The sequence below is a fragment of the Azovibrio restrictus DSM 23866 genome (assembly GCF_000429665.1).
Taxonomy (GTDB): domain Bacteria; phylum Pseudomonadota; class Gammaproteobacteria; order Burkholderiales; family Rhodocyclaceae; genus Azovibrio; species Azovibrio restrictus.
In genome coordinates this window covers 44434-68112 of record NZ_AUCH01000001.1, presented here as the reverse complement: position 1 = coordinate 68112, position 23679 = coordinate 44434, and the positions used below count along the sequence as shown (strand labels likewise).

Annotated in this window: 20 protein-coding genes; 10 read left to right on the top strand and 10 right to left on the bottom strand. The window is 65.2% G+C overall.

Going from position 1 to position 23679, the window contains the following annotated elements; translation table 11 throughout:
- Window positions 1-59 precede the first annotated feature (59 nt).
- A complete protein-coding gene (locus G474_RS0100325; protein WP_026685246.1) occupies window positions 60-1226 on the bottom strand; it encodes a response regulator in 1167 nt (388 codons plus the stop codon).
- A complete protein-coding gene (locus G474_RS18895; RefSeq protein WP_026685245.1) occupies window positions 1223-5584 on the bottom strand; it encodes a response regulator in 4362 nt (1453 codons plus the stop codon). The genes G474_RS0100325 and G474_RS18895 overlap by 4 nt, the downstream gene beginning before the upstream one ends.
- A gap of 138 nt (window positions 5585-5722) precedes the next feature.
- Between G474_RS18895 and hmuQ the strand changes: the two genes are divergently transcribed.
- Entirely contained in the window at window positions 5723-6028 is a 306-nt protein-coding gene (hmuQ, locus tag G474_RS0100315; protein WP_026685244.1) for a heme-degrading protein HmuQ, read from the top strand.
- A gap of 21 nt (window positions 6029-6049) precedes the next feature.
- The gene (locus G474_RS0100310; RefSeq protein ID WP_026685243.1) at window positions 6050-6895 is read left to right on the top strand and encodes a 23S rRNA (adenine(2030)-N(6))-methyltransferase RlmJ; all 846 of its coding nucleotides are present in this window, start codon (window positions 6050-6052) and stop codon (window positions 6893-6895) included.
- Window positions 6896-6909: 14 nt separating this feature from the next.
- Here the strand turns inward: G474_RS0100310 and G474_RS0100305 are convergent, their stop codons facing one another.
- The gene (locus G474_RS0100305) at window positions 6910-7269 is read right to left on the bottom strand and encodes a nucleotide pyrophosphohydrolase (RefSeq protein WP_043462713.1); all 360 of its coding nucleotides are present in this window, start codon (window positions 7267-7269) and stop codon (window positions 6910-6912) included.
- A 34-nt stretch (window positions 7270-7303) separates the two neighbouring features.
- Between G474_RS0100305 and pepD the strand changes: the two genes are divergently transcribed.
- The 3 genes from pepD to G474_RS18890 all read left to right on the top strand — a co-directional run bounded on the left by pepD (window position 7304) and on the right by G474_RS18890 (window position 12632).
- Window positions 7304-8767, top strand: a complete 1464-nt coding sequence (gene pepD, locus G474_RS0100300) for a beta-Ala-His dipeptidase (RefSeq protein WP_043462711.1) — start codon at window positions 7304-7306, stop codon at window positions 8765-8767.
- 13 nt (window positions 8768-8780) lie between these two features.
- Window positions 8781-9308, top strand: coding sequence for a gamma carbonic anhydrase family protein (locus G474_RS0100295; protein WP_026685240.1), 528 nt, complete (start codon window positions 8781-8783; stop codon window positions 9306-9308).
- A gap of 96 nt (window positions 9309-9404) precedes the next feature.
- Window positions 9405-12632: an EAL domain-containing protein gene (locus G474_RS18890; protein ID WP_051281593.1), complete on the top strand. Its 3228-nt coding sequence runs from the start codon at window positions 9405-9407 to the stop codon at window positions 12630-12632.
- A 57-nt stretch (window positions 12633-12689) separates the two neighbouring features.
- Here the strand turns inward: G474_RS18890 and fliW are convergent, their stop codons facing one another.
- Entirely contained in the window at window positions 12690-13133 is a 444-nt protein-coding gene (fliW, locus tag G474_RS0100285; protein ID WP_026685239.1) for a flagellar assembly protein FliW, read from the bottom strand.
- Between the two features lie 198 nt (window positions 13134-13331).
- Here fliW and G474_RS0100280 point away from each other — a divergent pair, with 198 nt between their 5' ends.
- Entirely contained in the window at window positions 13332-15659 is a 2328-nt protein-coding gene (locus G474_RS0100280; protein WP_026685238.1) for a Tex family protein, read from the top strand.
- A 168-nt stretch (window positions 15660-15827) separates the two neighbouring features.
- Here the strand turns inward: G474_RS0100280 and G474_RS0100275 are convergent, their stop codons facing one another.
- Window positions 15828-16394 carry a DNA-3-methyladenine glycosylase I gene (locus G474_RS0100275; RefSeq protein ID WP_051281591.1) on the bottom strand — a complete coding sequence of 189 codons (567 nt, stop codon included), beginning with the start codon at window positions 16392-16394 and terminating at the stop codon, window positions 15828-15830.
- A 193-nt stretch (window positions 16395-16587) separates the two neighbouring features.
- Here G474_RS0100275 and dksA point away from each other — a divergent pair, with 193 nt between their 5' ends.
- From dksA to G474_RS0100260, 3 genes are read left to right on the top strand one after another with little or no spacing between them, the layout of a single operon-like run.
- On the top strand, window positions 16588-17007 hold the full coding sequence (dksA, locus tag G474_RS0100270) for an RNA polymerase-binding protein DksA (RefSeq protein ID WP_026685236.1): 420 nt from the start codon (window positions 16588-16590) through the stop codon (window positions 17005-17007).
- Complete coding sequence (locus G474_RS0100265; RefSeq protein WP_026685235.1) at window positions 17004-18077, top strand: CobW family GTP-binding protein; 1074 nt, start codon at window positions 17004-17006, stop codon at window positions 18075-18077. Before dksA ends, G474_RS0100265 begins: the two co-directional genes overlap by 4 nt.
- A 49-nt stretch (window positions 18078-18126) precedes the next feature.
- On the top strand, window positions 18127-18687 hold the full coding sequence (locus tag G474_RS0100260) for a gamma carbonic anhydrase family protein (protein ID WP_026685234.1): 561 nt from the start codon (window positions 18127-18129) through the stop codon (window positions 18685-18687).
- A gap of 75 nt (window positions 18688-18762) precedes the next feature.
- On the opposite strand, the gene guaA is transcribed toward G474_RS0100260, so the two are convergent.
- Genes guaA through guaB form a run of 3 tightly spaced genes read right to left on the bottom strand, consistent with a single transcriptional unit; the run spans window position 18763 to window position 22268 of the window.
- On the bottom strand, window positions 18763-20394 hold the full coding sequence (guaA, locus tag G474_RS0100255) for a glutamine-hydrolyzing GMP synthase (protein ID WP_026685233.1): 1632 nt from the start codon (window positions 20392-20394) through the stop codon (window positions 18763-18765).
- Window positions 20395-20396: 2 nt separating this feature from the next.
- Complete coding sequence (locus G474_RS22340; RefSeq protein WP_281171685.1) at window positions 20397-20795, bottom strand: four helix bundle protein; 399 nt, start codon at window positions 20793-20795, stop codon at window positions 20397-20399.
- A 9-nt stretch (window positions 20796-20804) separates the two neighbouring features.
- Entirely contained in the window at window positions 20805-22268 is a 1464-nt protein-coding gene (gene guaB, locus G474_RS0100250; protein ID WP_026685232.1) for an IMP dehydrogenase, read from the bottom strand.
- 78 nt (window positions 22269-22346) lie between these two features.
- Between guaB and G474_RS0100245 the strand changes: the two genes are divergently transcribed.
- Window positions 22347-22805 carry a DUF4124 domain-containing protein gene (locus G474_RS0100245; RefSeq protein ID WP_026685231.1) on the top strand — a complete coding sequence of 153 codons (459 nt, stop codon included), beginning with the start codon at window positions 22347-22349 and terminating at the stop codon, window positions 22803-22805.
- Window positions 22806-22884: 79 nt separating this feature from the next.
- Here G474_RS0100245 and G474_RS0100240 read toward each other — a convergent pair whose 3' ends face one another.
- Together G474_RS0100240 and G474_RS0100235 are read right to left on the bottom strand one after the other, a co-directional pair.
- Window positions 22885-23208 (bottom strand): RnfH family protein, encoded by a 324-nt coding sequence (locus G474_RS0100240; RefSeq protein ID WP_026685230.1) that lies wholly within the window; start codon window positions 23206-23208, stop codon window positions 22885-22887.
- On the bottom strand, window positions 23201-23647 hold the full coding sequence (locus G474_RS0100235) for a type II toxin-antitoxin system RatA family toxin (protein ID WP_026685229.1): 447 nt from the start codon (window positions 23645-23647) through the stop codon (window positions 23201-23203). The genes G474_RS0100240 and G474_RS0100235 overlap by 8 nt, the downstream gene beginning before the upstream one ends.
- Window positions 23648-23679: the final 32 nt, after the last annotated feature.

Below are 23679 nucleotides of genomic sequence, written 5' to 3'. Positions count from 1 at the left end.
AAGCGCAATTCTAGCCGAAAAGCCCCGAACCCGTCGACGGCCTTGGGACAAACGGCTCCCTACAGCTTCACCTGCTCCGCCACTTCCGCGTCCATGCGCCGGGCCTCCCGGGCCAGATCCGCGTCGCTGTCCCCGTAGCGGGCGGCGATGGCCTGGAACTCGGACTCCAGGGCCAGAAAGGCCTGCACCATGTCCGGGTCGAAGTGGCTGCCGCTTCCGGCCAGGATGATCTCCCTGGCCTGGGCATGGGGCATGGCCGGCTTGTACACCCGCCGGCTGATCAGGGCGTCGTAGACATCCGCCAGGGCCATCAGCCGGGCCGAGAGGGGGATGTCCTCCCCGGCCAGTCCCTGGGGATAGCCGCTGCCATCCCATTTTTCCTGGTGGCTGAAGGCGATTTCCTTGGCGCAGGCCAGGAAATCCACTTCCATGCCCAGCTGTTTTTCTGCGTGGGCGATGGCATCCCGGCCCAGGGTGGTATGGGTTTTCATGATCTCGAACTCGTCGGGAGTGAAGCGCCCGGGCTTGAGCAGGATCCGGTCGGGGATGCCCACCTTGCCGATATCGTGCAGGGGGGCCGACTTGAACAGGGTATCGATGTAGGTGCCGTTCAGGGTTGCGGCGAAACGGGGATGGTGCTGCAGGTGGGCGGCCAGGGCCCGCACGTAATGCTGGGTGCGGCGGATGTGGTTGCCGGTCTCGTTGTCCCGGGTTTCCGCCAGGGAAGCCATGGCCAGGATGGTCACGTCCTGGATCGCCTGCAGCTCCCGGGTGCGTTTGGCCACCTCCTGTTCCAGGAAGGCCGCCTTGTCGCGCAGGAAGTCGGCGCTGGCCTTCAACTGCAGGTGGGTGGCCACCCGGGCCAGGACGATGGGGGGGCTGATGGGCTTGGTGATGTAGTCCACCGCCCCCAGGGCAAGGCCGTGCTGCTCATCTTCCACTTCGGTCTTGGCGGTGAGGAAGATCACCGGGATGTCCCGGGTGGCCGGGTCTCCCTTGAGCCGTTCGCAGACCTGGTAGCCATCCAGGTCCGGCATCATGATGTCGAGCAGGATCAGGTCCGGGGGGCTGTCCGAGGCCGCGATCTTGAGGGCTTTTTCCCCGTGGTTGGCCACCTTGACCTTGTAGCTGTCCTTGAGCAGGCCGCTCATCAGGGCCAGGTTGTCGGGGGTGTCGTCCACCACCAGGATGGTGGGCCTTTCGGTGAAATCCAGGGCGTTGTTCATGACTGACCCTCCAGGTCGATTTGAGACTGGGCACAGGCTTGTTTCAGGACATCCAGGGCGGTATCGAATTCGAAGCGGCCGATGGCGCCTTCCAGGACGGCGAATTTTTCGCCCAGCCCCTGGGAAAGCAGTTCCCGGGCTTCCTGCAGCAGGTCGCCGGCTTCGGCGTCATCTTCTCCCAGCAGGGTGGCCAGGCGCTGCAGTACGGGCTGCAGGCGGGCCTGGTCTACGGGCGGCTTCTGCCCGGTTTCCCGAGGTCCGGTTTCCAGGGCGCCGGCCAGGCCCTGGAGCAGCGGCGCCAGGGCCTGTTCCAGAGTCTGGAGCAGCGGGGGAATGTGCTCGGCGGAGGCTGGGCTGCGGCAGGCGCTTTCCAACTGGCTGGCCGCTTCCTGCACGGCTGCCGCGCCGATATTGCCGGCTACACCTTTCAGGGTGTGGGCCAGCCGCTCGGCCAGGGGCCAGTCGCCGGCAGCCGCAGCTGCCGCCACCCGGGCCGGTGCGTCGGCCTGGCCGGCCAGGAATTTCTCCAGCATGGCCCGGTACAGGGATTCCTTGCCCAGCACCCGGCGCAGGCCCTGGGCGGTATCCAGGCCGGGAATGTCCAGGGACAGGCCGGTACTGGCGGCCTCGTTCCGGCGGGGGCTGGTGAGACGGGTGCCCAGACCAGGCCGGGGAACGATCCAGCGTTTCAGGGCCGCCCAGAGCTGTTCGGGCTCTATGGGCTTGGCCAGGTGGTCGTCCATGCCGGCCGCGATGCAGCGGTCCCGGTCCCCCTGCATGGCATTGGCCGTCATGGCCACGATGGGCAGGGTCTGCCCCTGGGCCCGCAGCTGCCGGGTGGCTTCCAGCCCGTCCATCACCGGCATCTGCATGTCCATCAGCACCAGGTCGTAGGGGGCGCTGGCCTGGCGTACCCGTTCCAGGGCAATGGCCCCGTCGGCGGCCACCTCCACCAGGAAACCCGCATCTTCGAGGATTTCCCTGGCCACCTGCTGATTCAGATCGTTGTCCTCCACCAGCAGGATGCGCGCGCCGGCCAGGGCTTCCAGGCCGTTGCCAGTCACGGGGGACTGCTCCCTGGCCGTCTCCCCTTTGTCCTCCCCTTCCCCGCCACCCAGCACCCGTACCATTTCGTCGAACAGCAGGGAGGCGCTAACCGGCTTGATCAACACGTTTTCCACCCCGGCCTGGCTGGCGCCGTGCATCACCTCTTCCCGTCCGTGGGCGGTGATCATCACCAGGCGCGGACAGTCCTCCCCCAGCTCCGCCTTCAGGCGCCGGGCGGTTTCGATGCCATCCATGCCCGGCATCTGCCAGTCCAGCAGCACCACCTGGAAGGGGGCGAGGCCGGCCTGGGCCTGGAGGGCCTGGCTCAGGGCGGAGAGACCGGATTCGGCCTCGCTCACTTCCAGGTTCATGGACTGGAGCATGTCGCGGATCACGGCCCGGGCATTTTCGTTGTCATCCACCACCAGCACCCGTTTGCCGGCCAGCTCGTGGCTCAGGACCAGGGGGCGCCGCTTTTTCTGGCTGCGCCCCAGGCGGGCGGTGAACCAGAAGGTGGAGCCCTGCCCCAGCTCCGATTCCACCCCCACTCCGCCTTGCATGAGCTCCGCCAGCCGCTTGGAGATCGCCAGCCCCAGACCGGTGCCACCGTACTTGCGGGTGGTGGAGGTGTCGGCCTGCTGGAAGCTCTGGAACAGGCGCTCCTGCTGCTCCCGGCTCAGGCCTATGCCCGTGTCGCGCACGGCGAAATAGAGCAGCACCTGGGACTCGTCCGCTTCGCGCAGCTGCACCAGGATGTCGATTTCCCCCTGTTCGGTGAATTTCACCGCGTTGTTGGCATAGTTGATCAGCACCTGGCCCAGGCGCAGGGGGTCGCCGAGCAGGTGGGAGGGCACGTCCTGGTCCACGTTGAAGACCAGTTCCAGCCCCTTGGCCGCGGCCTTCTCGGCGATCAGGTTGCTGACATTCTCGAGCACCTGCTCCAGGTCGAATTCCACCTGTTCCACGCTCAGCTTGCCCGCCTCGATCTTGGAGAAGTCGAGGATGTCGTTGATGATGCCGAGCAGGTGCTGACCCGATTGCTGGATTTTCTGCAGGTAGTCCCGCTGCTTGGGGGTGAGCTCGGTTTTCAGGGCCAGGTGGGACATGCCGATGATGGCATTCATGGGGGTGCGGATCTCGTGGCTCATGTTGGCGAGGAAGTCCGACTTCATGCGGGTGGCTTCCTCTGCCACTTCCTTGGCCTGCTGCAGGGCTTCCTGGGCCTGTTTCAGGGTGGTGATGTCCACCAGCACGCCGATCAGCCCCCCGGGGCTGCCGTCGGCCAGGCGGAAGCCGCTCACCGAGTACAGCACCTGCCGCAGTTCGCCGCTGGCGTACTCGATCTGCATCTCCCGCTGGGCAAAGCCGGAGCTGGCGATCAGCCCCATGTCCTCGGCGTGGAAGGCCTGCCGGTCTGCCTCGGGGAGATAGTCCAGATCGAGCACCGTCTTGCCCGCCAGGAAGTTCCGGTCCGTGGCGAAGGCCTGCTCGTAGGCCCGGTTGCAGCCCAGGAACCGCCCCTCGGGGTCCTTGAAGAACAGGGGGTTGGGCAGGGTGTCGATGAGCCCTTCCTGGAACAACAGCTGGTCGGCCAGTTCCTGCTTGGCCAGCTGCTGCTCGGTCACATCCAGCCAGTAGCCGTTCCAGCACTGGCTGCCGTCGGCCATCACCGATTTTTCCGCCCGGGTCTCCACCCAGCGCAAGCCCTTCTCCGGCAGGACCACCCGTTCCAGGAAATAGCCGCCCTCCCCGCCCGCCAGGGTGGTCAGGGAGAGCTGGCGCACCTGTTCCAGATCGTCGGGGTGCACGTGGCTCCAGCGCAGCTCCGGCTCGGCCAGGATGTCCAGGTGGCTGAAGCCGAGGATTTCCTTCACCTGGCTGCTGATGAAAACGAAGCCCTCGTCCCCGTCTTCCGGCTTTTCGTAGCGGAACACGGCGCAAGGCAGGGAATCCGCCATGTCCATGAGCAGGCGCCGGGAGTGCTCGGCGGCGGACTTGGTTTCTTCCAGCTGCCGGGTGCGCTCGTGCACCTTGTCCTCCAGGTTGGCGTTGGTTTCCTCCAGCCACTGGGTGGCCTGGAGCAGTTCGATGCGCATGGCCTCCTGGGCCGCCGCCAGCTGGTCGATTTCCTTCCAGGAGGGATCCACCCGCACCGGTTCCTGGAGCTGCATGTTGCCCAGGCGTTCACTTTCGGCGGTGAGCTGCTCCAGGGGATGGGAGAAGCGGCTGGCCATGCGCAGGGCCACGAAGAAAGCGAAGATCAGGGCGCCCATGACCAGGGCGGCCACCAGGAAGATGTCCCGGGTGCGGCCGGGGATGAAATCCTCCTCGGGGGCCAGCACCCCCAGCCAGAAGTGCTGGGCGCCCAGGGTCAGGGGCCGGAAATAGGCAAACCAGGGGGTGTCGCCGTAGGCGTAGGGCACCAGGGTGTTGCTGGGCGCCTGGGCCTGCTGCCATTGCTCCACGCCCCGGGAAAGGGTGGGAATATCCAGCTCCCCAGTGGTCTTCAGCACCGACTGGCGCATGACTTCGTCGTTCTGGAAGCGCGGGTGGCGGGGCAGGCCCATGATCTTCTGGTTGGTCTCGGCCATGAGCATGGAGAAACCCTGCTGCCCGACCTGGAGCTGGGAGGTGAAGCGGGAAAGATCCAGCAGCTTCACGTCGTGACCGATGATGTAGCGGCTGCCGTCAGGGCCGGTCCAGCGCCGGGCGGCGGTGATGCCCGGCTCCTTGGTGGTGAAGAAGATGTAGGGTTCGGTCCAGTGCCGCTGGCTGTCGTTTTCCAGGGCCATGGCGCCCTTGAACCAGGGGCGGGTGCGGGCATCGTAGTCCCGCTCCAGCATTTCCACCTTTTCCAGCTGCCCGTCCCGGTCCCAGGTCAGCCAGAAGGTCTGCTTGCCCCACAGGTCGGGATTGCTGATGCGGTTGACCCAGTGGCCGTCATCCTTGTGCAGCAGCAGGATTTCCCGCCCCGATTCGTGGGCAAAGATGACCGAGGAGATTTCCTTGTGATTCTGGATGACCGGGAAGAAGAACTGGTTGAAGCGCAGCAGCTCGTCCAGGTCCAGGGTGCCGTCCCGGCCCCATTGCTGGCTGGTGTCCAGGGTGGTTTCCACGGTATCCAGGAGGCGCTGCATGCGCGCCTGAACTTGGGTCGCGGCCTGGTCCATCTGGGAATGGGCGATTTCCTGGATGGCCGGGGCGATGATGAACTGGTAGGCGCTGAAGGTGAACAGCACCAGGGTGGCCAGCACGATGAGGAAGGCGCGCAGGACCAGGCTTTCGCGGATGCTCAGACGGTAGGGACCCATGGACGACTTCCCGGGGAGAGGTTGTGAGTGAGTATGCCAGTGGGGCAGGCTGCTCACAATCACATAGCGCAAAAGTCCCACTCCGATAAAATGCCGCCTTTGCCACGGATTCCCGTGGGACCCTACCGGAGTCAGCCCATGTTTCTTGCCATGAACCGTTTCAAGATCGCCCGGGGCCGGGAGGAGGAATTCGTCGACCACTGGCGCCGCCGGGAAAGCTATCTGCAGGAAGTCCCGGGCTTTGTCCGCTTTCACCTGCTGCAGGGGGCAGAAACCGAGGAGTACACCCTGTTCGCCTCCCATACTGAATGGACGGACGAAGCAGCCTTTACTGCCTGGACCCAGTCGGAAGCCTTCATGAAGGCCCACGCCAATGCCGGGAAATCCGCTCGGGAGCTCTACCTGGGACCGCCCCAGCTGGAACTCTTCGAATCCGTGCTCTGAACCCCTGCCGAAACCTCATCCATGCTCAGCTACCGCCACGCCTACCATGCCGGCAATCACGCCGACGTCCTGAAACACCTGATCCTGGTGCAGATGCTCCAGTACATGACCCAGAAGCCCGCCCCCCTGTGGGTGGTGGATACCCACGCCGGGGCCGGGCGCTACAGCCTGGAGTCCGAGCAGGCCAAGAAGTTGGGGGAATTCCAGGACGGGGTCGGCCGGCTCTGGAAAGCCACGGGCCAGCCCAAGGCCGTGGCCGAATACCTGGATACGGTGCGGGAGCTGAACCCGGACGGGGAGCTGCGCCATTACCCGGGTTCCCCCTGGCTGGCCTACCAGCAACTGCGCAAGGACGACCGGCTGCGCCTCTTCGAACTGCACAGCAACGAGGTCAAGCTCCTGGCCCGCAGTTTCAACGGCACCGGCCGCCAGGTGCATATCGTCGAAGGTGATGGCCTGGGAGCCCTGAAGACCCTGCTGCCGCCGCCCACCCGCCGGGGGCTGATCCTGATGGATCCCTCCTACGAGACCCGCAACGATTACGCGGCCGTGCTCCAGGCCCTGAAGGAATCCCTGAAGCGTTTCGCCACGGGCACCTATGCTCTCTGGTATCCCCAGCTCGCCAAGATCGAATCCCGCCAGCTGCCGGACCGGCTGAAGCGCCTGCCGGCGGGGAACTGGCTGCATGCCACCCTGCGGGTCCAGGCGCCGGCCACGGACGGTTTCGGCATGCACGGCAGCGGCATGTTCATCATCAATCCCCCCTGGACCCTGGCGGAAAGCCTGCGCCAGGCCCTGCCCTGGCTGGCCCGGGAGCTGGCCCTGGGCGATGGGGCCGACTGGTCCCTGGAAGTGCAAGAGGCCTGATGCCCGAACCGGCCTCAGTCCAGGGTGGAATACTTGTCCCGGCGCCCGTAGCACTTATCCACCGGGTATTTGATGGCGTTCTTGGCCAGCTTCTGCTCCAGGGCCCGGGCCAGGTCCAGGCCGGCCCGGTCGGCCAGGAGCAGCAGGTAGGCCAGCACGTCGGCACATTCGTCGGCCAGGGCCTCCCGGCCGGAAGCGTCGGTGGCCAAGGCTTCCACCTCGGCATCACTCTTCCACTGGGCCAGCTCCAGCACCTCGGCCGCCTCCAGGTTCAGGGACACCATCAGGTGCCGGAGACCGTGAAACTGGGCCCAGTTGCGTTCATCCCGGAAAGCCAGCACGGCCCGGGTCAGTTCTTCCAGCGTATCCGCCATGGATTTCCTTCCTCATTCTTTGCACGAGTCCGCCATGATAACGGCCCCCCTCTTCGATTCCCTTGAACCCCGCGCCGTCTGGCGCCATTTCGCCTGCCTCTGCGCCATTCCCCGGGCCTCCAAGCAGGAAGCGGCCCTGGTGGCCCACCTCCTGGACTGGGCCCGGCAGCGGGGGCTGCCGGCCCGTGTCGATGCCGCCGGCAACCTGATCCTGACGAAGCCCGCCAGCCCTGGCCGGGAACAGGCCCCGGGCATCGTGCTGCAGGGACATCTGGACATGGTCTGCCAGGAGCGTAGCGGCCACGGCCACGATTTCAGCCGCGACCCGATCCAGGTGGAGCTGGAGGATGGCTGGCTGCTGGCCCGCCATACCACCCTGGGGGCCGATAACGGCATCGGCGTGGCCCTGGCTCTGGCCGTCCTGGAAGACGAGAATCTGGCCCATGGTCCCCTGGAAGTGCTGCTCACCGTGGACGAGGAAGCCGGCATGGGCGGCGCCCGGGGCCTCTCGCCGGGCAGTTTGCAGGGGCGCTACCTGCTCAACCTGGATACGGAGGAATGGGGCCAGTTTTACCTGGGCTGTGCCGGCGGTGTCGATGTGGAAGCCAGCCTGCCGGCCCCGGCGGTACCGGCCCCTGCCGGCTGGAGCGGCCTGGAGGTGACCCTGGACGGCCTGAGTGGCGGCCATTCGGGAATAGACATCCACACCTCCCGGGGGCACGCCATCCGGCTGCTCCTGGACCTGCTCCAGGAGCTGGGATTCCAGTACCGCTTTGCCGTGGCCGAGCTGGAAGGCGGCACGGTCCGCAACGCCCTGCCCCGCTCCGCCACTGCCCGGCTGTTGCTGACGCCCCAGCAGCAGGCGGCCTTCATCCATGCCCTGAGCCGCATCGAAGCGCGGCTGCGGCAGCAGTATGGGCAGACCGACCCGGCGCTGCAGCTGTCCACCCGCCCCTGGGCCGGCAGCGCCATGGTGGTGGAAGCCGGGGCCTGGAAGAAGATCGCCGCCACCCTGAGCCGCGCGCCGTACGGGGTGGCGGCCATGAGCCCGGCCTTTGCCGGGGTGGTGGAGACCTCCAACAACCTGGCGCCCCTGCGCCTGCAGCCGGGCCGTTGCGAGGCGGTGTTCCTGGTGCGCTCCCTGCGGGACGAGGCCAGGGACGCCCTGGCCGGGCATATCGCCGAACGCATCCGGGCTGCCGGGGGCGAGGCGCACATCCTGGGCAGCTACCCGGGCTGGGAGCCCCGTCCGGATTCCGCCCTGCAGGCCCGCTGCCAGGCCATCTACCAGGACCTGTACGGCGCCCCCCCGGGCCTCCAGGTGATCCACGCGGGCCTGGAGTGCGGCCTCATCGGCCTTGGCCATCCGGCCCTGGAAATGCTCTCCTTCGGTCCCGACATCCGCGGCGCCCATGCCCCTGGCGAACGGGTCCGGGTGGCTTCCGTGGCCCAGTGCTGGACCCTGCTGCGCTGCCTGCTCGACCAGCTTTCCCTCTGAAAGGAGTTTTCCCATGAGCCTCTACCGACTCGACCAGATCGCCCCCCGGCTGGGCCAGGAGGTCTGGATTGCCCCCAACGCCACCCTGATCGGCGACATCCGCCTGGAGGACCGGGCCTCGGTCTGGTTCAACGCCGTGCTGCGGGGCGACAACGATCCCATCTGCATCGGCCCGGAAACCAATATCCAGGACGGCTCCATCCTCCATACGGATGCCGGCATTCCCCTGCAGCTGGGCGCCCGGGTCACCGTGGGGCACCAGGTGATGCTGCATGGCTGTACGGTGGGGGACGGCAGCCTGATCGGCATCGGCTCCATCCTGCTCAACCGCTGCAGCATCGGCAAGCACTGCATCGTCGGCGCCAACACCCTGATTCCGGAGGGAAAAATCTTTCCTGACCGGGTCCTGATCGTGGGCTCCCCGGGCAAGGTGGTGCGGGAACTGAGCGACGAGGACGTGGCCCGCCTGGAAAAATCCGCTGCCCATTACGTGGCCAACGCCCGGCGCTACCGGCTGGGGCTGCAGGCCATCGCCCCGTGACATAGATCAAACGGACTAGGCTGCCCTCGCCTAGAATCCCTCCTCTTTGGCCTTTCCTTGCTCATGCCCATGAAGTCTCTCCACCTCGCCGATATCATGACCCGCAACCTGGTGACCCTGCCCCCCGAGGCTACCCTGGGCCAGGCCGTGGAGCAGCTGGCGGAGACCCGTATCAGTTCCATCCTGATCCGGGCCGGGGAGCAGGTCCTGGGGATCGTCACCGAGCAGGACATCCTGCGGGCCTACGGCAACAATCAGCCCGACAACACGCCCCTGGCGGGCTTCATGAGCAGTCCGGTGCTCAGCGCCCCGGAGGATATGGAGTTCCGCAGCGCCTATCACCACATGACCAGCCATGGGGTGCGCCATCTGCTGGTGCTGGATGCCAGTGGTCTGGCTGCCGGCATCGTCAGCCAGACCGACTTCGAGCGGCACCTGAGCCTCGCCTATTACCGGCGCCTGAAGGCGGTGCAGGCCGTGATGCAGCACAGCCTGCCGACCCTGGCGCCCCAGGCCACCATCGCCGAGGCGGTCAGCGCCATGGCCGAGAGCCACGGCGGCTGCGTCGTGGTGGTGGAACAGCAGCGCCCCGTGGGCCTGCTCACCGAGCGTGACGTGGTACGCCTGTTCCGCCATCACGCCACCCGCCAGCGGGCGGTGGGCGGGGTGATGACCCTGAACCCGGTCTGCATCCCCTCCTCCACCTCCGTGGCCGATGCCGCCGACCTGATGCACAGCCGCAACATCCGCCACCTGCCGGTGGTGGATCAGGAGGGGCTGCTGGTGGGACTGGTGAGCGAGACCGACCTGCTCCAGCGCCTGGAAAGCGAGCTGGTGGAAATCACCGGCCAGGACAGCCGCCTGGCCCGGCGCAAGCTGGCCCTGGCGGAAGCCCGCTGGCAGGCCATCTTCCATCAGGCGGCCCAGTTCATGGGCGTGCTCGATGGCGACGGCCGCCTCCTGGAGGCCAACAGTTCGGCCCTGGAGCTGATCAATGCCCGGCGGGAATCGGTGCTGGGCCGGCTGTTCTGGGAAACCCCCTGGTGGACCCACGACCCGGAGCAGCAGGAGAAGCTGCGGCAGGCCATGGGTCAGGCCCTGGCCGGCCGGCCGGTGGCCTTCGAGGTCAGCCACCCGGGCCGGGACGGCAGCCTGCACTGGGTCAGCTTCCGGCTGCGGCTCCTGGAGCAGGACCCGGATCACCCGCCCCGGCTGCTGGCCGAGGGGGTGGACATCACCCAGCGGCATCTGGCGGAAAGCCGCCTGCGCCTGGCTGCCGGAGTGTTCAGCCACAGTCATGACGCGATCCTGATCACCGACCCCATGGGGGTGATCATGGATGTGAACCCGGCCTTCTGCCGCCTCACCGGCTATGCGCGCCAGAAAGTGGTCGGCCAGCATGCCCGCCTGCTCAATTCCGGGCACCACGACGACAACTTCTTTGCCCAGGTGTTTGCCGAGGTCCGGGAGCGTGGTCACTGGCAGGGGGAAGTGGTGAATCGGCGTCAGGATGGTTCCGCGGTCCTGGTCCTGATGACCATTTCCGTGGTCCATGACGAGGATGGCCAGGTGATCCAGTATGTGGGCCTGTTCTCGGACATCACCGACAAGAAGGAACACGAGAAGCGGCTGGAGCGCCTGGCCCATTACGATGGCCTGACCGGGCTGCCCAACCGCAGCCTGCTGGCCGACCGCCTGCGCCAGGCCATCGCCCAGGCCCGGCGTCGTGGCTCCCGCCTGGCCGTGGCCTATCTGGATCTGGACGGCTTCAAGCCGGTCAATGACCAGTACGGACACCATACGGGGGACCGGCTCCTGGTGGAGGTGGCGTCCCGTCTCCAGGGCCTGCTGCGGGCCGGCGACACGGCGGCCCGGCTGGGGGGGGACGAGTTCGTGCTGCTGATCAACGACCTGGATTCACTGGCCGAGCTGGAGGGCATCCTGGAGCGGGTCCTGGACCACCTGTCCCAGCCGTTCCAGGCCAAGGGCCACACGGTGCAGATTTCCGCCTCCATCGGCGTCACCCTGTTTCCCGATGACGGCAGCGACGGGGATGCCCTGCTGCGCCATGCGGACCAGGCCATGTATGAGGCCAAACGGCGCGGCCAGAACCGCTATTACCTGTTCGACGTGGCCCAGGACCAGCTGGCCAGGGAACTGCGGCAACTGGTGGGGGACGTGCGCCAGGGCCTGGCGGCCGGAGAGTTCCAGCTCCATTACCAGCCCAAGGTGAATCTCTGCAACGGTCTGGTGGTGGGCCTCGAGGCCCTGCTGCGCTGGCGGCCGGCCGGCAGCGACAGCCTGCGCCTGCCGGGCAGCTTCCTCCCCTCCCTGGCCAATCACGAGGTGGTGGAAGAGATCGGCCATTGGGTGATCCGCGAGGCCCTGGCCCAGATGGAGCGCTGGCAGCGCCAGGGGCTGCAGCTCCCTGTCAGCGTCAATCTGGCGCCCCGGCAGCTCCAGGCCCAGGATTTCCTGGCGCGGCTCCAGGAGGCCCTGGCCTGCCATCCGGACCTGGATCCGGGTTTGCTGGAGCTGGAAGTGGTGGAAACCGCCGCCCTGGAGGACCTGCACCATACCAGCCGGATCATGGCCGAATGCCAGTCCCTGGGCGTGAGCTTCTCCCTGGACGATTTCGGTACCGGCTATTCATCCCTCGCCTATTTCAAGAATCTGCCCGCCACCACCCTCAAGATCGACCAGTCCTTCGTGCGCGACATGCTGCACGAGCCGGAAGCCCTGGCCATCGTCGAGGGCATCATCGGGCTGACCAATGCCTTCCAGCGCAACGTGGTGGCCGAAGGGGTCGAGTCCGAGGCCCATGGCACCCTGCTGGTGCGCCTGGGCTGCATCCTGGCCCAGGGCTTTGCCATCGCCAGGCCCATGCCCGGCGACCAGGTGCCGGCCTGGGTCAAGGCCTTCGAACCCCTGCCCGCCTGGATCAGTGCCGCCGAGGAGCAGTGGCGGCACGAAGACTACCCCCTGATCGCCGCCGAAGTGGATCACCGGCACTGGAAGGAACAGGTGGAGGTCCTGCTGGCCCGGGACCAGTCCCTGCCCCCGGGCCAGAGCATTCCCTCCGCCCACCACTGCCGCCTGGGACGCTGGCTGTCCACCCAGGGGCGTACGGCCTACGGCCATCTGGACATCTACGGGGAACTGGTGCGCCACCACGACGCCATGCATGCCATGGTGAGCGAACTGCTGGCGGCGGGCACTCTGGATGCCGGGCGGCTGCAGGCCTTTCAGCAGGCCGGCGATCTGGTCCTGGCCGATCTGCGCAAGCTGCAGCAGATCGTCTCCCGGCTGCGGCAGATCAGCTGAAAACAAAAGACCCGGGAAATTCCCGGGTCCTGGGGGTGGCAGAGGCGCTGCCGTAGATCAGGCGGCGCTGCTCAGGTTGGAAAGCACCACGTTGGGCCGTACCTTGGTCAGCAGTTTCTGCAGGCCCAGGCGGGCCTTGGTGTTCACCACCAGAGGGGCGCGCAGGTTGGCGCCCATGCCTGCCGTGGCTTTGCCTTCCTGCTTGAAGAGCACCAGCACCACCACCGCATCGGCGGGGTCGGTGAGCTTGATGGCGGCGGTTTCCGCATCGGTCAGGGCCAACTCGTAGGTGAAACCCAGGGCGGCGGGATCGATGATCTGCAGGGCCAGGTGGGGATCGTCCAGAGACTGCAGGGTGAAGCTGACGGGGTCGCCGGATTCGGTTTCATGGATCAGCATGAAGCGCTTGTTGTTCTCGAAGCTGAGCAGGCCGGCGGGGAACTCGATGACCTGCTCGGGATTCACGTCCACGCTGCCAAACAGAAAAGTCTCAACTTTCATAGTCCCTCCTAGAAATGATTTCGGAATGATCACTGGTGTTCCGGATGCTACTCCATTTCCCCAGGCAGCAGAAGGCATGGGGACAGTTATTTTCCGGCCTTCCGGGGCATCTCCGGGGCCGGATCAGGGCTTGTTCCGGCTTGCCATCCGGCGCCGGTTTTGGCATGGTTCGCCCTTTTCCGGAAAAAGCCGCATCCCATGCTCGCACCCATCGAACACCGCATCGCCATCGAACTGGGCGTGCGTCCCGCCCAGGTCATGGCCGCCGTCCAGCTGCTTGACGAAGGCGCCACCGTGCCCTTCATTGCCCGCTACCGCAAGGAAGTCACGGGCGGCCTGGACGACACCCAGCTGCGCAACCTGGAGGAACGGCTCACCTACCTGCGGGAATTGGAGGAGCGCCGGGATGCCATCCTGGCCAGCATCGAGGAACAGGGCAAGCTGACCCCGGAACTGAAGGCGGAAGTCCTCCTGGCCGAGACCAAGCAACGCTTGGAAGACCTGTACCTGCCCTACAAGCAGAAGCGCCGCACCAAGGCCCAGATCGCCCGGGAAGCCGGTATCGAGCCCCTGGCCCTGGCGCTCCTGGAAAACCCCCTGCTGGTGCCGGAAGAGGAAGCCGCCAAGTATTTCAACGTGGAAGCCGGCTTTGCCGACCCCAAGGCGGTGCTGGATGGGGCCCGGCAGATCCTCATGGAAAAGTTCGCCGAAGACGCCGGACTTCTGGGCCAGCTGCGGGAATACCTGAACGAGCACGGCCATGTGAAATCCACGGTGGTGGAAGGCAAGGAAAACGAGGGGGCCAAGTTCCGGGACTGGTTCGACTTCGCCGAGCCCATCACCCAGATGCCCTCCCACCGGGCCCTGGCCCTGCTGCGGGGCCGCAACGAAGGGGTATTGAACGTGGCCCTGGTGCTGGATTCCGAGCTGGACCCGGAACAGGTGAAGCCGGGTCCCAACCCTTGCGAAAACCGGATCGCCGCCCGTTTCGGCATCAGGAACCAGGATCGTCCCGCCGACAAATGGCTGGCGGATACGGTGCGCTGGGCATGGAAGATCAAGATTTTCCTGCACCTGGAACTGGAACTGATGAACGGCCTCAGGGAGCGGGCCGAGGAAGAAGCCATCCACGTCTTTGCCCGCAACCTGAAGGACCTGCTCCTGGCCGCCCCCGCCGGCGCCAAGTGCACCCTGGGCCTGGACCCGGGCATCCGCACCGGCTGCAAGCTGGCGGTGGTGGACGCCACCGGCAAGCTGCTGGGCACCACCACCATCTATCCCCACGAGCCCAGGAACGACTGGGACGGCTCCATCAACGTCCTGGCCAAGGTCTGCAAGGAATTCGGCGTACAGCTGATCGCCATCGGCAATGGCACCGCCAGCCGGGAAACCGATAAGCTGGTGGCCGAGCTGATGAGTCGCCATCCGGAACTGAAGCTCACCAAGATCGTGGTCTCCGAAGCCGGGGCCTCGGTCTATTCCGCCTCCGAATTCGCCGCCCGGGAGTTCCCGGAGCTGGATGTGTCCCTGCGCGGCGCCGTCTCCATCGCCCGCCGTCTGCAGGACCCCCTGGCCGAACTGGTGAAGATCGACCCCAAGTCCATCGGCGTCGGCCAGTACCAGCACGACGTTTCCCAGAGCAAGCTGGCGAAGAGCCTGGATGCGGTGGTGGAAGACTGCGTGAACGCCGTGGGGGTGGATGTGAATACCGCCTCGGTGCCGCTCCTGACCCGCATCTCCGGGCTCAATGCCGGCCTGGCCGCCAACATCGTCAGCTATCGGGACAGCAACGGCGCCTTCCGGAGCCGCGGTGACCTGAAGAAGGTGCCGCGCCTGGGGGATAAGACCTTCGAACAGGCCGCCGGCTTCCTGCGCATCATCAACGGGGAGAATCCCCTGGATGCCTCCGCCGTGCACCCGGAAGCCTACCCGGTGGTGGAAAAGATCCTGGCCGACATCAAGAAGGGCATCAAGGAGGTGATCGGCGACAGTCGGGCGGTCCAGGCCCTGAGTCCGGCGAAGTACACGGACGAGAAATTCGGCCTGCCCACGGTCCAGGACATCCTCAAGGAACTGGAAAAGCCGGGCCGGGACCCCCGCCCCGAGTTCAAGACCGCCACCTTCGCCGACGGCATCGAATCCGTGAAGGACCTGAAGCCCGGCATGATCCTCGAAGGGGTGGTCACCAACGTGGCCGCCTTCGGCGCCTTCGTGGACATCGGCGTGCACCAGGACGGCCTGGTCCATGTCTCCTGCCTGTCCACCAAGTTCGTCAAGGACCCCCATGAGGTGGTCAAGGCCGGCGAGGTGGTGAAGGTGAAGGTGCTGGAGGTGGATCTCCCCCGCCAGCGCATCAGCCTCACCATGCGTCTTTCCGACGAGGCCGCCCCGGCCCGCCGGGAGCCGGGCCGGCAGGAGCCGCGTAGCACGCCTTCCCGCTCCGGCCCCGCCGGCCAGCGCCGGCACGAGAGCCCCACCCCGGCGGGGGGCGCCATGGCAGCCGCCTTCGCCAAGCTGAAACGCTAAGGGGCCCCGATCCACCCAAGGGGGCCCAGGCCCCCTTGCTTCATTTTTAACGATCTTATCGGGAGCCTCCCGGTACCGATGACACTGAGGAAAAGCCAGGCCGCTCCCCAAAAGGAAATTTCTGTCTTCCTCCGGGCCTCTGTGCCTTTGTGGTAAAGGAATTCAGTTTCACACCTGATCGTGGCGGAAACAGCTGACCAGATGATCATTGACCATCCCCGCCGCCTGCATGAAGGCGTAGCAGATGGTGGAACCCACGAACTTGAAACCGGCTTGGCCCAGGGCCTTGCTCATGGCGTCCGATTGTGGCGTCTTCGCCGGCACCTGGGCCAGGCTTTCCCAATGGTTCCGGATCGGCTGGCCGCCCACGAACTGCCAGAGGAAGTCGCTGAAGGAAACACCCTGCTCTGCCAGCCTCAGATAGGCCCGGGCATTGCCGATGGCGGCGGCCACCTTGGCCCGGTTGCGTACGATGCCCGGGTCCGCCAGCAGGGCCTGGACCTTCTCGTCCCCGTAGGCCGCCATCAGGAGCGGATCGAAGCCATCGAAAGCCCGCCGGTAGCCTTCCCGCTTCTTCAGGATCGTGGCCCAGGACAGCCCGGCCTGGGCCCCTTCCAGGAGCAGCAGTTCGAACAGGGCCCGGTCATCCCGCAGGGGCACCCCCCACTCCTCGTCATGGTATTGCCGGTAAAGTTCGAAGCCTTCGCACCAGGGGCAACGTGGCAGGACTGTCATGGGGCACCCCTCAAGGGTCAAAGCCCGGAGACTACCGGAATGCGGCAGGATGCGAAATCTCCGGGCCTGGAGCCATAGCGGCAGCGATGTTATAACATTGCATCCGCTGAAAGACGTAGGCGTGCCGGGGGAACAGGTTCAAACTAGCCCATTCACCAGGGATTTCCGCCATACAACCAGAGGGGGACCGATCATGGAACAACATTTCAAGCTCCTGAGCGATGCCGAGTTGCTGGCCGCGCCTGAATCCGAGTACATGGGCCCGGCCCAGCTATACACCTTCCGCCAGCGGCTGCTGGCCGAGGAGCAGGCCCTGTTTGCCACCGCCGGGGAAACCAATCTGCACCTGCAGGAAACGGTGATGGCCTCGGACCCCACGGACCGGGCCAGTGCGGAAGAGGAACATACGCTGGAACTGCGGGTCCGGGACCGGGAACGCAAGCTGATCAAGAAGATCCGCCAGGCCCTGCAGCGCATCGACAACGGTTCCTACGGCTGGTGCGAGGATACCGGCGAGCCCATCGGCATTCCCCGCCTGATCGCCCGGCCCACCGCCAGCCTCTGCCTGGAAGCCCAGGAACGTCATGAACAGCGGGAGCGCCAGTTCGGATGATGTCCCCGGATCAGGATCGCCGCATTCCCGTCACCCTCCTGACGGGTTTCCTCGGGGCCGGCAAGACCACCCTGCTCAACCATCTGCTGCGACAGCCGGACATGGCCCGGGCCGCGGTGTTGATCAACGAGTTCGGCACCATTCCGGTGGATCACCACCTGGTCACCCGCATCGACGACGACCTGATCCTGCTCGACTCCGGCTGCATCTGCTGCACGGTGCGCAGCGATCTGAGCCGCAGTCTCACTGAACTCTTCATGCGCAGCCTGCGCCGGGAGATTCCCCCCATCAACCGGGTGATCATCGAGACCACGGGCCTGGCGGACCCGGCTCCCGTGATCTACACCCTGATGGAAGATTTTTTCGTGGCCGAGCGTTTCCGCATGGACGGGGTGCTCACCGCCGTAGACAGCACCCTGGCCCTGGCGCAGCTAGCCCGGCACCCGGAACCCGTGAAGCAGGTGGTCATGGCCGACCGTCTGCTGCTCACCAAGTGCGACCTGGCAGATGCCGGGCAACTGGAAGCTCTGGGCGCCGTCCTGAGCCGTCTCAACCCTGGCGCGGCCCAGCTCCAGCTGCGCCAGGGGGAACTGCAGCCCGCCGCCGTGATGGGCTGCGGCCTCTATGATCCGGGCGGCAAGACCCGGGAGGTGGGCGACTGGCTGGCCGAAGAGCAGGTACGCGAGGCCGCCCGGCGGCACCATGAGCACGCTCACACCCATCATCATGATCCGGACCGCCACGACGCCCTGGTGCACAGCTTTGCCCTGACCTTCGATACGCCCCTGCCCTGGGCATTCTTTGCCGACGCCATGGCTGCCCTGCTGGAATCCCGGGGCGAGCACATCCTGCGCGTCAAGGGACTCCTCAACGTCAGCGGCGACCCCCTGCCCCGGATCGTCCAGTGCGTGCAGCATGTCATGTACCCCGGCTCCAGCCTGGGAGCCTGGCCGGAAACCGCGCCCTGCAACGACCGCCGTAGCCGCCTGGTATTCATCGTCAGGGACCTGCCCAAAACCGTGGTGGAACAGGCTTTTGCCATGTTCTGCGGAGTGCGGGACCAGGGCTGAGCCGACGCAAACCCTCTACTCTTTTTCGACAACCATCCGAGCCAGCACCATGATCCGCAAGAATCCCCGCGGCGACCTGCCGCAAATCCATGAATCCGCCTATGTGGACCAGACCGCCATCATCTGCGGCAAGGTCATCATCGAGGAAAACGTCTTTGTCGGCCCCTACGCCGTGATCCGGGCCGATGAGGTCAATGCCGAAGGCGACCTGGAGCCGATCCGCATCCGCGCCCATTCCAACATCCAGGACGGGGTGGTCATCCACTCCAAATCCGGCGCCCTGGTGGACATCGGCGAGCACACCTCCATCGCCCACCGCTCCATCGTCCACGGCCCCTGCGTGATCGGCAACAACGTCTTCATCGGGTTCAACAGCGTGGTCTTCCACTGCCGCATCGGTGACGGCTGCGTGGTCCGCCACAACGCCGTGGTGGACGGCACCGACTTGCCCCCGGGCTTCTACGTCTCCTCCACCCTGCGCATCGGACCCAAAACCGACCTGGCCACCATCCCCCGGGTCAGCGCCGCCGCCACCGAGTTTTCCGAAGACGTGGTGCGCACCAATCACGAGCTGGTGCAGGGCTACAAGAAACTTCAGAACGAGTTCTGAGCATGCAAAAGGCCCTTGACGAATCAAGGGCCTCAGGACATTCCAGCTAGGTGACGGGGCATCAAGCCCTCGGCGTCACTCCCACTCGATCGTCGCCGGCGGCTTGCCGGAGACGTCGTACACCACCCGGTTGAGCCCGCGCACTTCGTTGATGATGCGGTTGGAAACACGACCGAGCAATTCGTACGGCAGATGCGCCCAGTGTGCGGTCATGAAGTCGCTGGTGACCACGGCGCGCAGTGCGACGACGTTCTCGTAGGTGCGGCCATCGCCCATCACGCCGACGCTCTTGACCGGCAGGAAGACGGCGAAAGCCTGGCTGGTCAGGTCGTACCAGGTCTTGCCGATGTCGGCTGCGGTGCAGGCACCAGCGGCAACGTCGCGCTCGGTGGCGACGGTGGCGCGCAGTTCGTCGATGAAGATCGCATCGGCGCGTTGCAGCAGGTGGGCTGCCTTCAGGGTGACTTCGCCAAGGATGCGCACGCCCAGGCCCGGGCCCGGGAACGGATGGCGATAGACCATCTCGCGCGGCAGGCCGAGCGCGACGCCGAGTTCGCGCACTTCATCCTTGAACAGTTCGCGCAGCGGCTCAAGCAGCTTCAAGTGCATGTCTTCCGGCAGGCCGCCGACATTGTGGTGGCTCTTGATGGTGTGGGCGCCCTTCTTGCCCTTGCCGGCCGATTCGATCACGTCCGGATAGATGGTGCCCTGGGCCAGCCACTTGGCCGACACCAGCTTCTTCGACTCGGCCTGGAAGACTTCGACGAATTCCTTGCCGATAATCTTGCGCTTCTGTTCCGGGTCGGAGACGCCCGAAAGCTTGCCCATGAAATCGTCGACCGCATCGACGCGGATGACCTTGACGCCGAGGTTGCGCGCGAACATGTCCATGACCATGTCGCCCTCGTTGAGGCGCAGCAGGCCGTGATCGACGAAGACGCAGGTCAGCTGGTCGCCGATGGCGCGGTGGATCAATGCTGCGGCAACGCTCGAATCGACGCCACCGGACAGGCCGAGGATGACGTCATCGCTACCGACCTGGGCGCGGATCGCCGCCACGGCTTCGGCGATGTAGTCGCCCATCACCCAGTCGGTGCCACAGCCGCAGATGCCATGCACGAAGCGTTCGAGGATCGCCCGGCCCTGCAGCGTATGGGTGACTTCCGGGTGGAACTGGACGGCGTAGAAACCGCGGCTCTCATCAGCCATCGCCGCGATCGGGCAGGACGGCGTCGACGCCATGGTCTTGAAGCCGGGCGGCAGTTCCATCACCGAATCGCCATGGCTCATCCACACCTTGAGCATGCCGTGGCCTTCGGCTGTCGTGAAGTCAGCGATGTCCTTCAACAGCGCAGTATGGCCGTGCGCGCGCACTTCCGAGTAGCCGAATTCGCGCGCCTTGCCGGCGGCTTCGGCAGTCATCACCTGGCCGCCCAGTTGCTGCGCCATGGTCTGCATGCCGTAGCAGATGCCGAGCACCGGAATGCCCAGTTCGAAAACGATCTTCGGCGCGCGCGGCGTATCGCCTTCGGTCACCGAACTCGGGCCGCCGGAGAGGATGATGCCCTTGGCGCCGTAGTTGCGGATGAAGTCATCCGAGACGTCGTAGGGATGGATCTCGCAGAAGACTTTGGCTTCACGCACGCGACGGGCGATCAGCTGGGTGACCTGGGAGCCAAAGTCGAGGATGAGGATTTTCTGATGCATGGTTAGTTGAGAGTCGAAAGTTTTGAGTCGAGAGTTTTCTGCATGCCCCGAAGCATACGGCTCAACTCTTCTATTGCAGCGCCTATCGGGGAATAGGCGTCAGAAGTTATAAAACCTAGCTGTTCGGTCAGCATGACCTGAGTGTGCAACTCCGCTAGGGAGCCACGGGCAATGCGGAGAAAGCGGCCAAAATCTCCGGGGGTTTCACGACCATGGCCTTCGGCAATATTCGACACTACCGAAACCGCTGATCGCCTGACTTGAGCAGTCAAGCCAAACTGTTCAGCCGGGGGAAACGCTGCCGACAGTTGGTAAACACAACGGGCCAAATTCATGGCCCGTTGCCAAATCAACAAGTCGCGAAAGTCGCGAACCTTGGCTCTTGACTCTCGGCTCTCCACACTCGACCCTTAATCCACGTGGTAGTTGGGAGCTTCCTTGGTGATCTGCACGTCATGGACATGGGACTCGCGCACCCCGGCAGAGGTGATTTCCACAAAGGTGGCACGCTCGTGCATCGTCGCAATGGTGGCGCAGCCCAGATAACCCATGGAGGAGCGCAGGCCGCCCATCAGTTGATGGATCACGGCGAGCACGGAACCCTTGTAGGGCACCCGGCCTTCGATGCCTTCCGGCACGAACTTGTCCACGTTGGCGGTGTTGTCCTGGAAGTAGCGGTCGGAGGAGCCGGCCTGCATGGCTCCCAGGGAACCCATACCCCGGTAGGACTTGTAGGAGCGGCCCTGGAACAGTTCCACTTCGCCCGGGGCTTCCTCGGTGCCGGCGAACAGGCCGCCCAGCATGACCGTGTTGGCACCGGCCGCGATGGCCTTGGCGATGTCGCCGGAGTAGCGGATGCCGCCGTCGGCGATCATGGGGATGCCGCTGCCCTGGAGGGCTTCGGAAACATTCTGGATGGCGGTGATCTGGGGTACGCCCACACCGGCCACGATGCGGGTGGTACAGATGGAGCCGGGGCCGATACCCACCTTGACTGCGTCAGCGCCCATGTCCGCCAGGGCACGGGCGGCCTCGGCGGTGGCGATGTTGCCGCCGATCACTTCCACGTGGGGGAAGTTCTGCTTGACCCAGCGGACCCGGTCCAGGACGCCCTGGGAATGGCCGTGGGCCGTATCCACCACGATCACATCCACGCCGGCTTCCACCAGCAGTTCGACCCGCTCTTCGGTGCCAGCCCCGACGCCGACGGCCGCACCGGCGCGCAGGCGGCCGGAGCTGTCCTTGCTGGCATTGGGATGTTCGGTGGCCTTGGTGATGTCCTTGACCGTGATCAGGCCCCGCAGATGGAATTCATCATCGACCACCAGCACCCGTTCCAGACGGTGGGCACGGATCAGTTCCTTGGCGTCCTCGATGCTGGCCCCTTCCCGGACCGTCACCAGACGCTTGCGGGGCGTCATGATGGCCTTGACCGGTTGTTCCAGATTGGTCTCGAAGCGCAGGTCACGGTTGGTGACGATGCCCACCACCTTGCCGGCCCGGTCCACCACGGGGAAGCCGGAAATGCGGTGGTGGCGGGACAGCTCCATCACCTGTCCCACGCTCATCAGGGGATTGACGGTGATGGGGTCCTTGAGAATGCCAGATTCGTGGCGCTTGACCTTGGCCACTTCGGCGGCCTGGGCCCGGGCAGGCAGGTTCTTGTGAATGATGCCGATGCCGCCCTCCTGGGCCAGGGCAATGGCCAGGCGCCCCTCGGTGACGGTATCCATGGCAGCGGATACCAGAGGCATATTCAGGACGATATTTCGGGTAAACTGGGTGGAGAGGCTGACATCCCGGGGGAGAATCTGGGAGTGAGCCGGGACGAGAAGAACGTCATCAAAAGTAAGGGCTTTTTGCAGCAGTCGCATGGCCTTTGATCCAAGGTCACAAAAAAGTATTATACAGCAAGCGCTCCATTGATCGAACCACCCATAGAGGTTTTCCCCATGAGATACAGCCTGATTCTGACCACCCTGCTCTCCCTTGCCATGACCCTGCCGGCCCAGGCCCAGGTGTACAAATGGAAGGATGCCCAGGGCCGCACGGTGATCTCCGACACCCCCCAACCCGGCTCCGGCAAGCAGGCCCCGGCGGTGCAGACACCCGCAGCGGCCACTCCTGATGCTGAAGAAGACAAGAACAAGAGCTGGGCCGAAAAGGACATGGAGCTGAAGAAGCGTCAGCAGGAAAAGAAGGAAAGCGCCGCCAAGGCGGAAAAGGAAAAGGCAGAGGCGGCCCAGAAGCAGGAGAACTGCGAGCGGGCCAAGAAGCAGAAGGCCTTGGTGGACTCCGGGGAGCGCCTGGCTACCCGCAACGCCCAGGGTGAGCGGGAATTCATGGGCGACGCCCAGCGTCAGCAGGAAAGCCAGCGGGCCAGCCAGGCCGTGCAGGAATGGTGCAAATAAGCCTGTCAGCCTGAAACACCGAAGGGGCCGCAAGGCCCCTTCTGCTTTTCTGATGCGACGGGAGCGGGGGGCTTTGGGATCAGGCGGCTTCGCCCTCTTCCCCGGCGCCCTTCTTCATGACCTTTCCTTCTGCAGCCCGCTGCTTGCGGACCTCCTTGGGGTCGGCAATCAGGGGGCGGTAGATTTCCACCCGGTCCCGGTTGCGCAGCACCGTATCCAGCTTGGAGAGCTTGGCGAAGACGCCAAACTTGTTCTTCTTCAGGTCAATGTCCGGATACTTTTCCAGGAGACCCGAGGCTTCCAGGGCCTGCTGCAGGGTGCTGCCCTCAGGTAGCTTCAAGCGGACGCATTCCTGTTTGCCCGGCAGGGCGTAGATCACTTCTATGCTCAAGGATTCAGCCATGGGTATGGGCTCCATAAACCTGCTCTGCCCGCTTCACGAAGGCATCCACGAAGGTGTTGGCGATGTGGCTGAACACGGGGCCGATCACCTTTTCGAACAATTTGCTGGAAAATTCGTAGCGCAGCTGGAATTCGATCTTGCAGGCATCTTCGCGCAGGGGTTTGAAGTGCCAGCTGCCTTCCAGGTGCCGGAAAGGGCCATCCACCAGGCGGATGCGCATGGAAACCGGGATTTCCTTGTCGTTCTCGGTGGTGAAGTGGGATTTGACGCTGTGGTAGTTGATGTGCAGGGTTCCCACCGTCTTCTTGTCGTCCCGGTAGCGGCATTCGGTATGACTGCACCAGGGCAGGAACTGGGGGTAGTCCTCGCAGCGATCCACCAGATCAAACATTTGCTGGGCTGAATAAGCGATCAGCACCGATTTCTCGACCAGGGCCATGGTCCGCCAGAAGCTCCGATTCTTGTTAGAAT

What these genes read in the sequence shown, in the direction of transcription:
- guaB (WP_026685232.1), bottom strand. Translation starts at nt 22,268, where the DNA reads ATGCGACTGCTGCAAAAAGCCCTTACTTTTGATGACGTTCTTCTCGTC.
- G474_RS0100240 (WP_026685230.1), bottom strand. Translation starts at nt 23,208, where the DNA reads ATGGCTGAATCCTTGAGCATAGAAGTGATCTACGCCCTGCCGGGCAAA.
- fliW (WP_026685239.1), bottom strand. Translation starts at nt 13,133, where the DNA reads ATGAAAGTTGAGACTTTTCTGTTTGGCAGCGTGGACGTGAATCCCGAG.
- G474_RS0100325 (WP_026685246.1), bottom strand. Translation starts at nt 1,226, where the DNA reads ATGAACAACGCCCTGGATTTCACCGAAAGGCCCACCATCCTGGTGGTG.
- G474_RS0100305 (WP_043462713.1), bottom strand. Translation starts at nt 7,269, where the DNA reads ATGGCGGATACGCTGGAAGAACTGACCCGGGCCGTGCTGGCTTTCCGG.
- guaA (WP_026685233.1), bottom strand. Translation starts at nt 20,394, where the DNA reads ATGCATCAGAAAATCCTCATCCTCGACTTTGGCTCCCAGGTCACCCAG.
- pepD (WP_043462711.1), top strand. Translation starts at nt 7,304, where the DNA reads ATGATAACGGCCCCCCTCTTCGATTCCCTTGAACCCCGCGCCGTCTGG.
- G474_RS0100280 (WP_026685238.1), top strand. Translation starts at nt 13,332, where the DNA reads ATGCTCGCACCCATCGAACACCGCATCGCCATCGAACTGGGCGTGCGT.
- G474_RS0100245 (WP_026685231.1), top strand. Translation starts at nt 22,347, where the DNA reads ATGAGATACAGCCTGATTCTGACCACCCTGCTCTCCCTTGCCATGACC.
- G474_RS0100265 (WP_026685235.1), top strand. Translation starts at nt 17,004, where the DNA reads ATGATGTCCCCGGATCAGGATCGCCGCATTCCCGTCACCCTCCTGACG.
- dksA (WP_026685236.1), top strand. Translation starts at nt 16,588, where the DNA reads ATGGAACAACATTTCAAGCTCCTGAGCGATGCCGAGTTGCTGGCCGCG.
- G474_RS0100275 (WP_051281591.1), bottom strand. Translation starts at nt 16,394, where the DNA reads ATGACAGTCCTGCCACGTTGCCCCTGGTGCGAAGGCTTCGAACTTTAC.
- G474_RS18890 (WP_051281593.1), top strand. Translation starts at nt 9,405, where the DNA reads ATGACCCGCAACCTGGTGACCCTGCCCCCCGAGGCTACCCTGGGCCAG.
- hmuQ (WP_026685244.1), top strand. Translation starts at nt 5,723, where the DNA reads ATGTTTCTTGCCATGAACCGTTTCAAGATCGCCCGGGGCCGGGAGGAG.
- G474_RS0100310 (WP_026685243.1), top strand. Translation starts at nt 6,050, where the DNA reads ATGCTCAGCTACCGCCACGCCTACCATGCCGGCAATCACGCCGACGTC.
- G474_RS0100260 (WP_026685234.1), top strand. Translation starts at nt 18,127, where the DNA reads ATGATCCGCAAGAATCCCCGCGGCGACCTGCCGCAAATCCATGAATCC.
- G474_RS0100235 (WP_026685229.1), bottom strand. Translation starts at nt 23,647, where the DNA reads ATGGCCCTGGTCGAGAAATCGGTGCTGATCGCTTATTCAGCCCAGCAA.
- G474_RS18895 (WP_026685245.1), bottom strand. Translation starts at nt 5,584, where the DNA reads ATGGGTCCCTACCGTCTGAGCATCCGCGAAAGCCTGGTCCTGCGCGCC.
- G474_RS0100295 (WP_026685240.1), top strand. Translation starts at nt 8,781, where the DNA reads ATGAGCCTCTACCGACTCGACCAGATCGCCCCCCGGCTGGGCCAGGAG.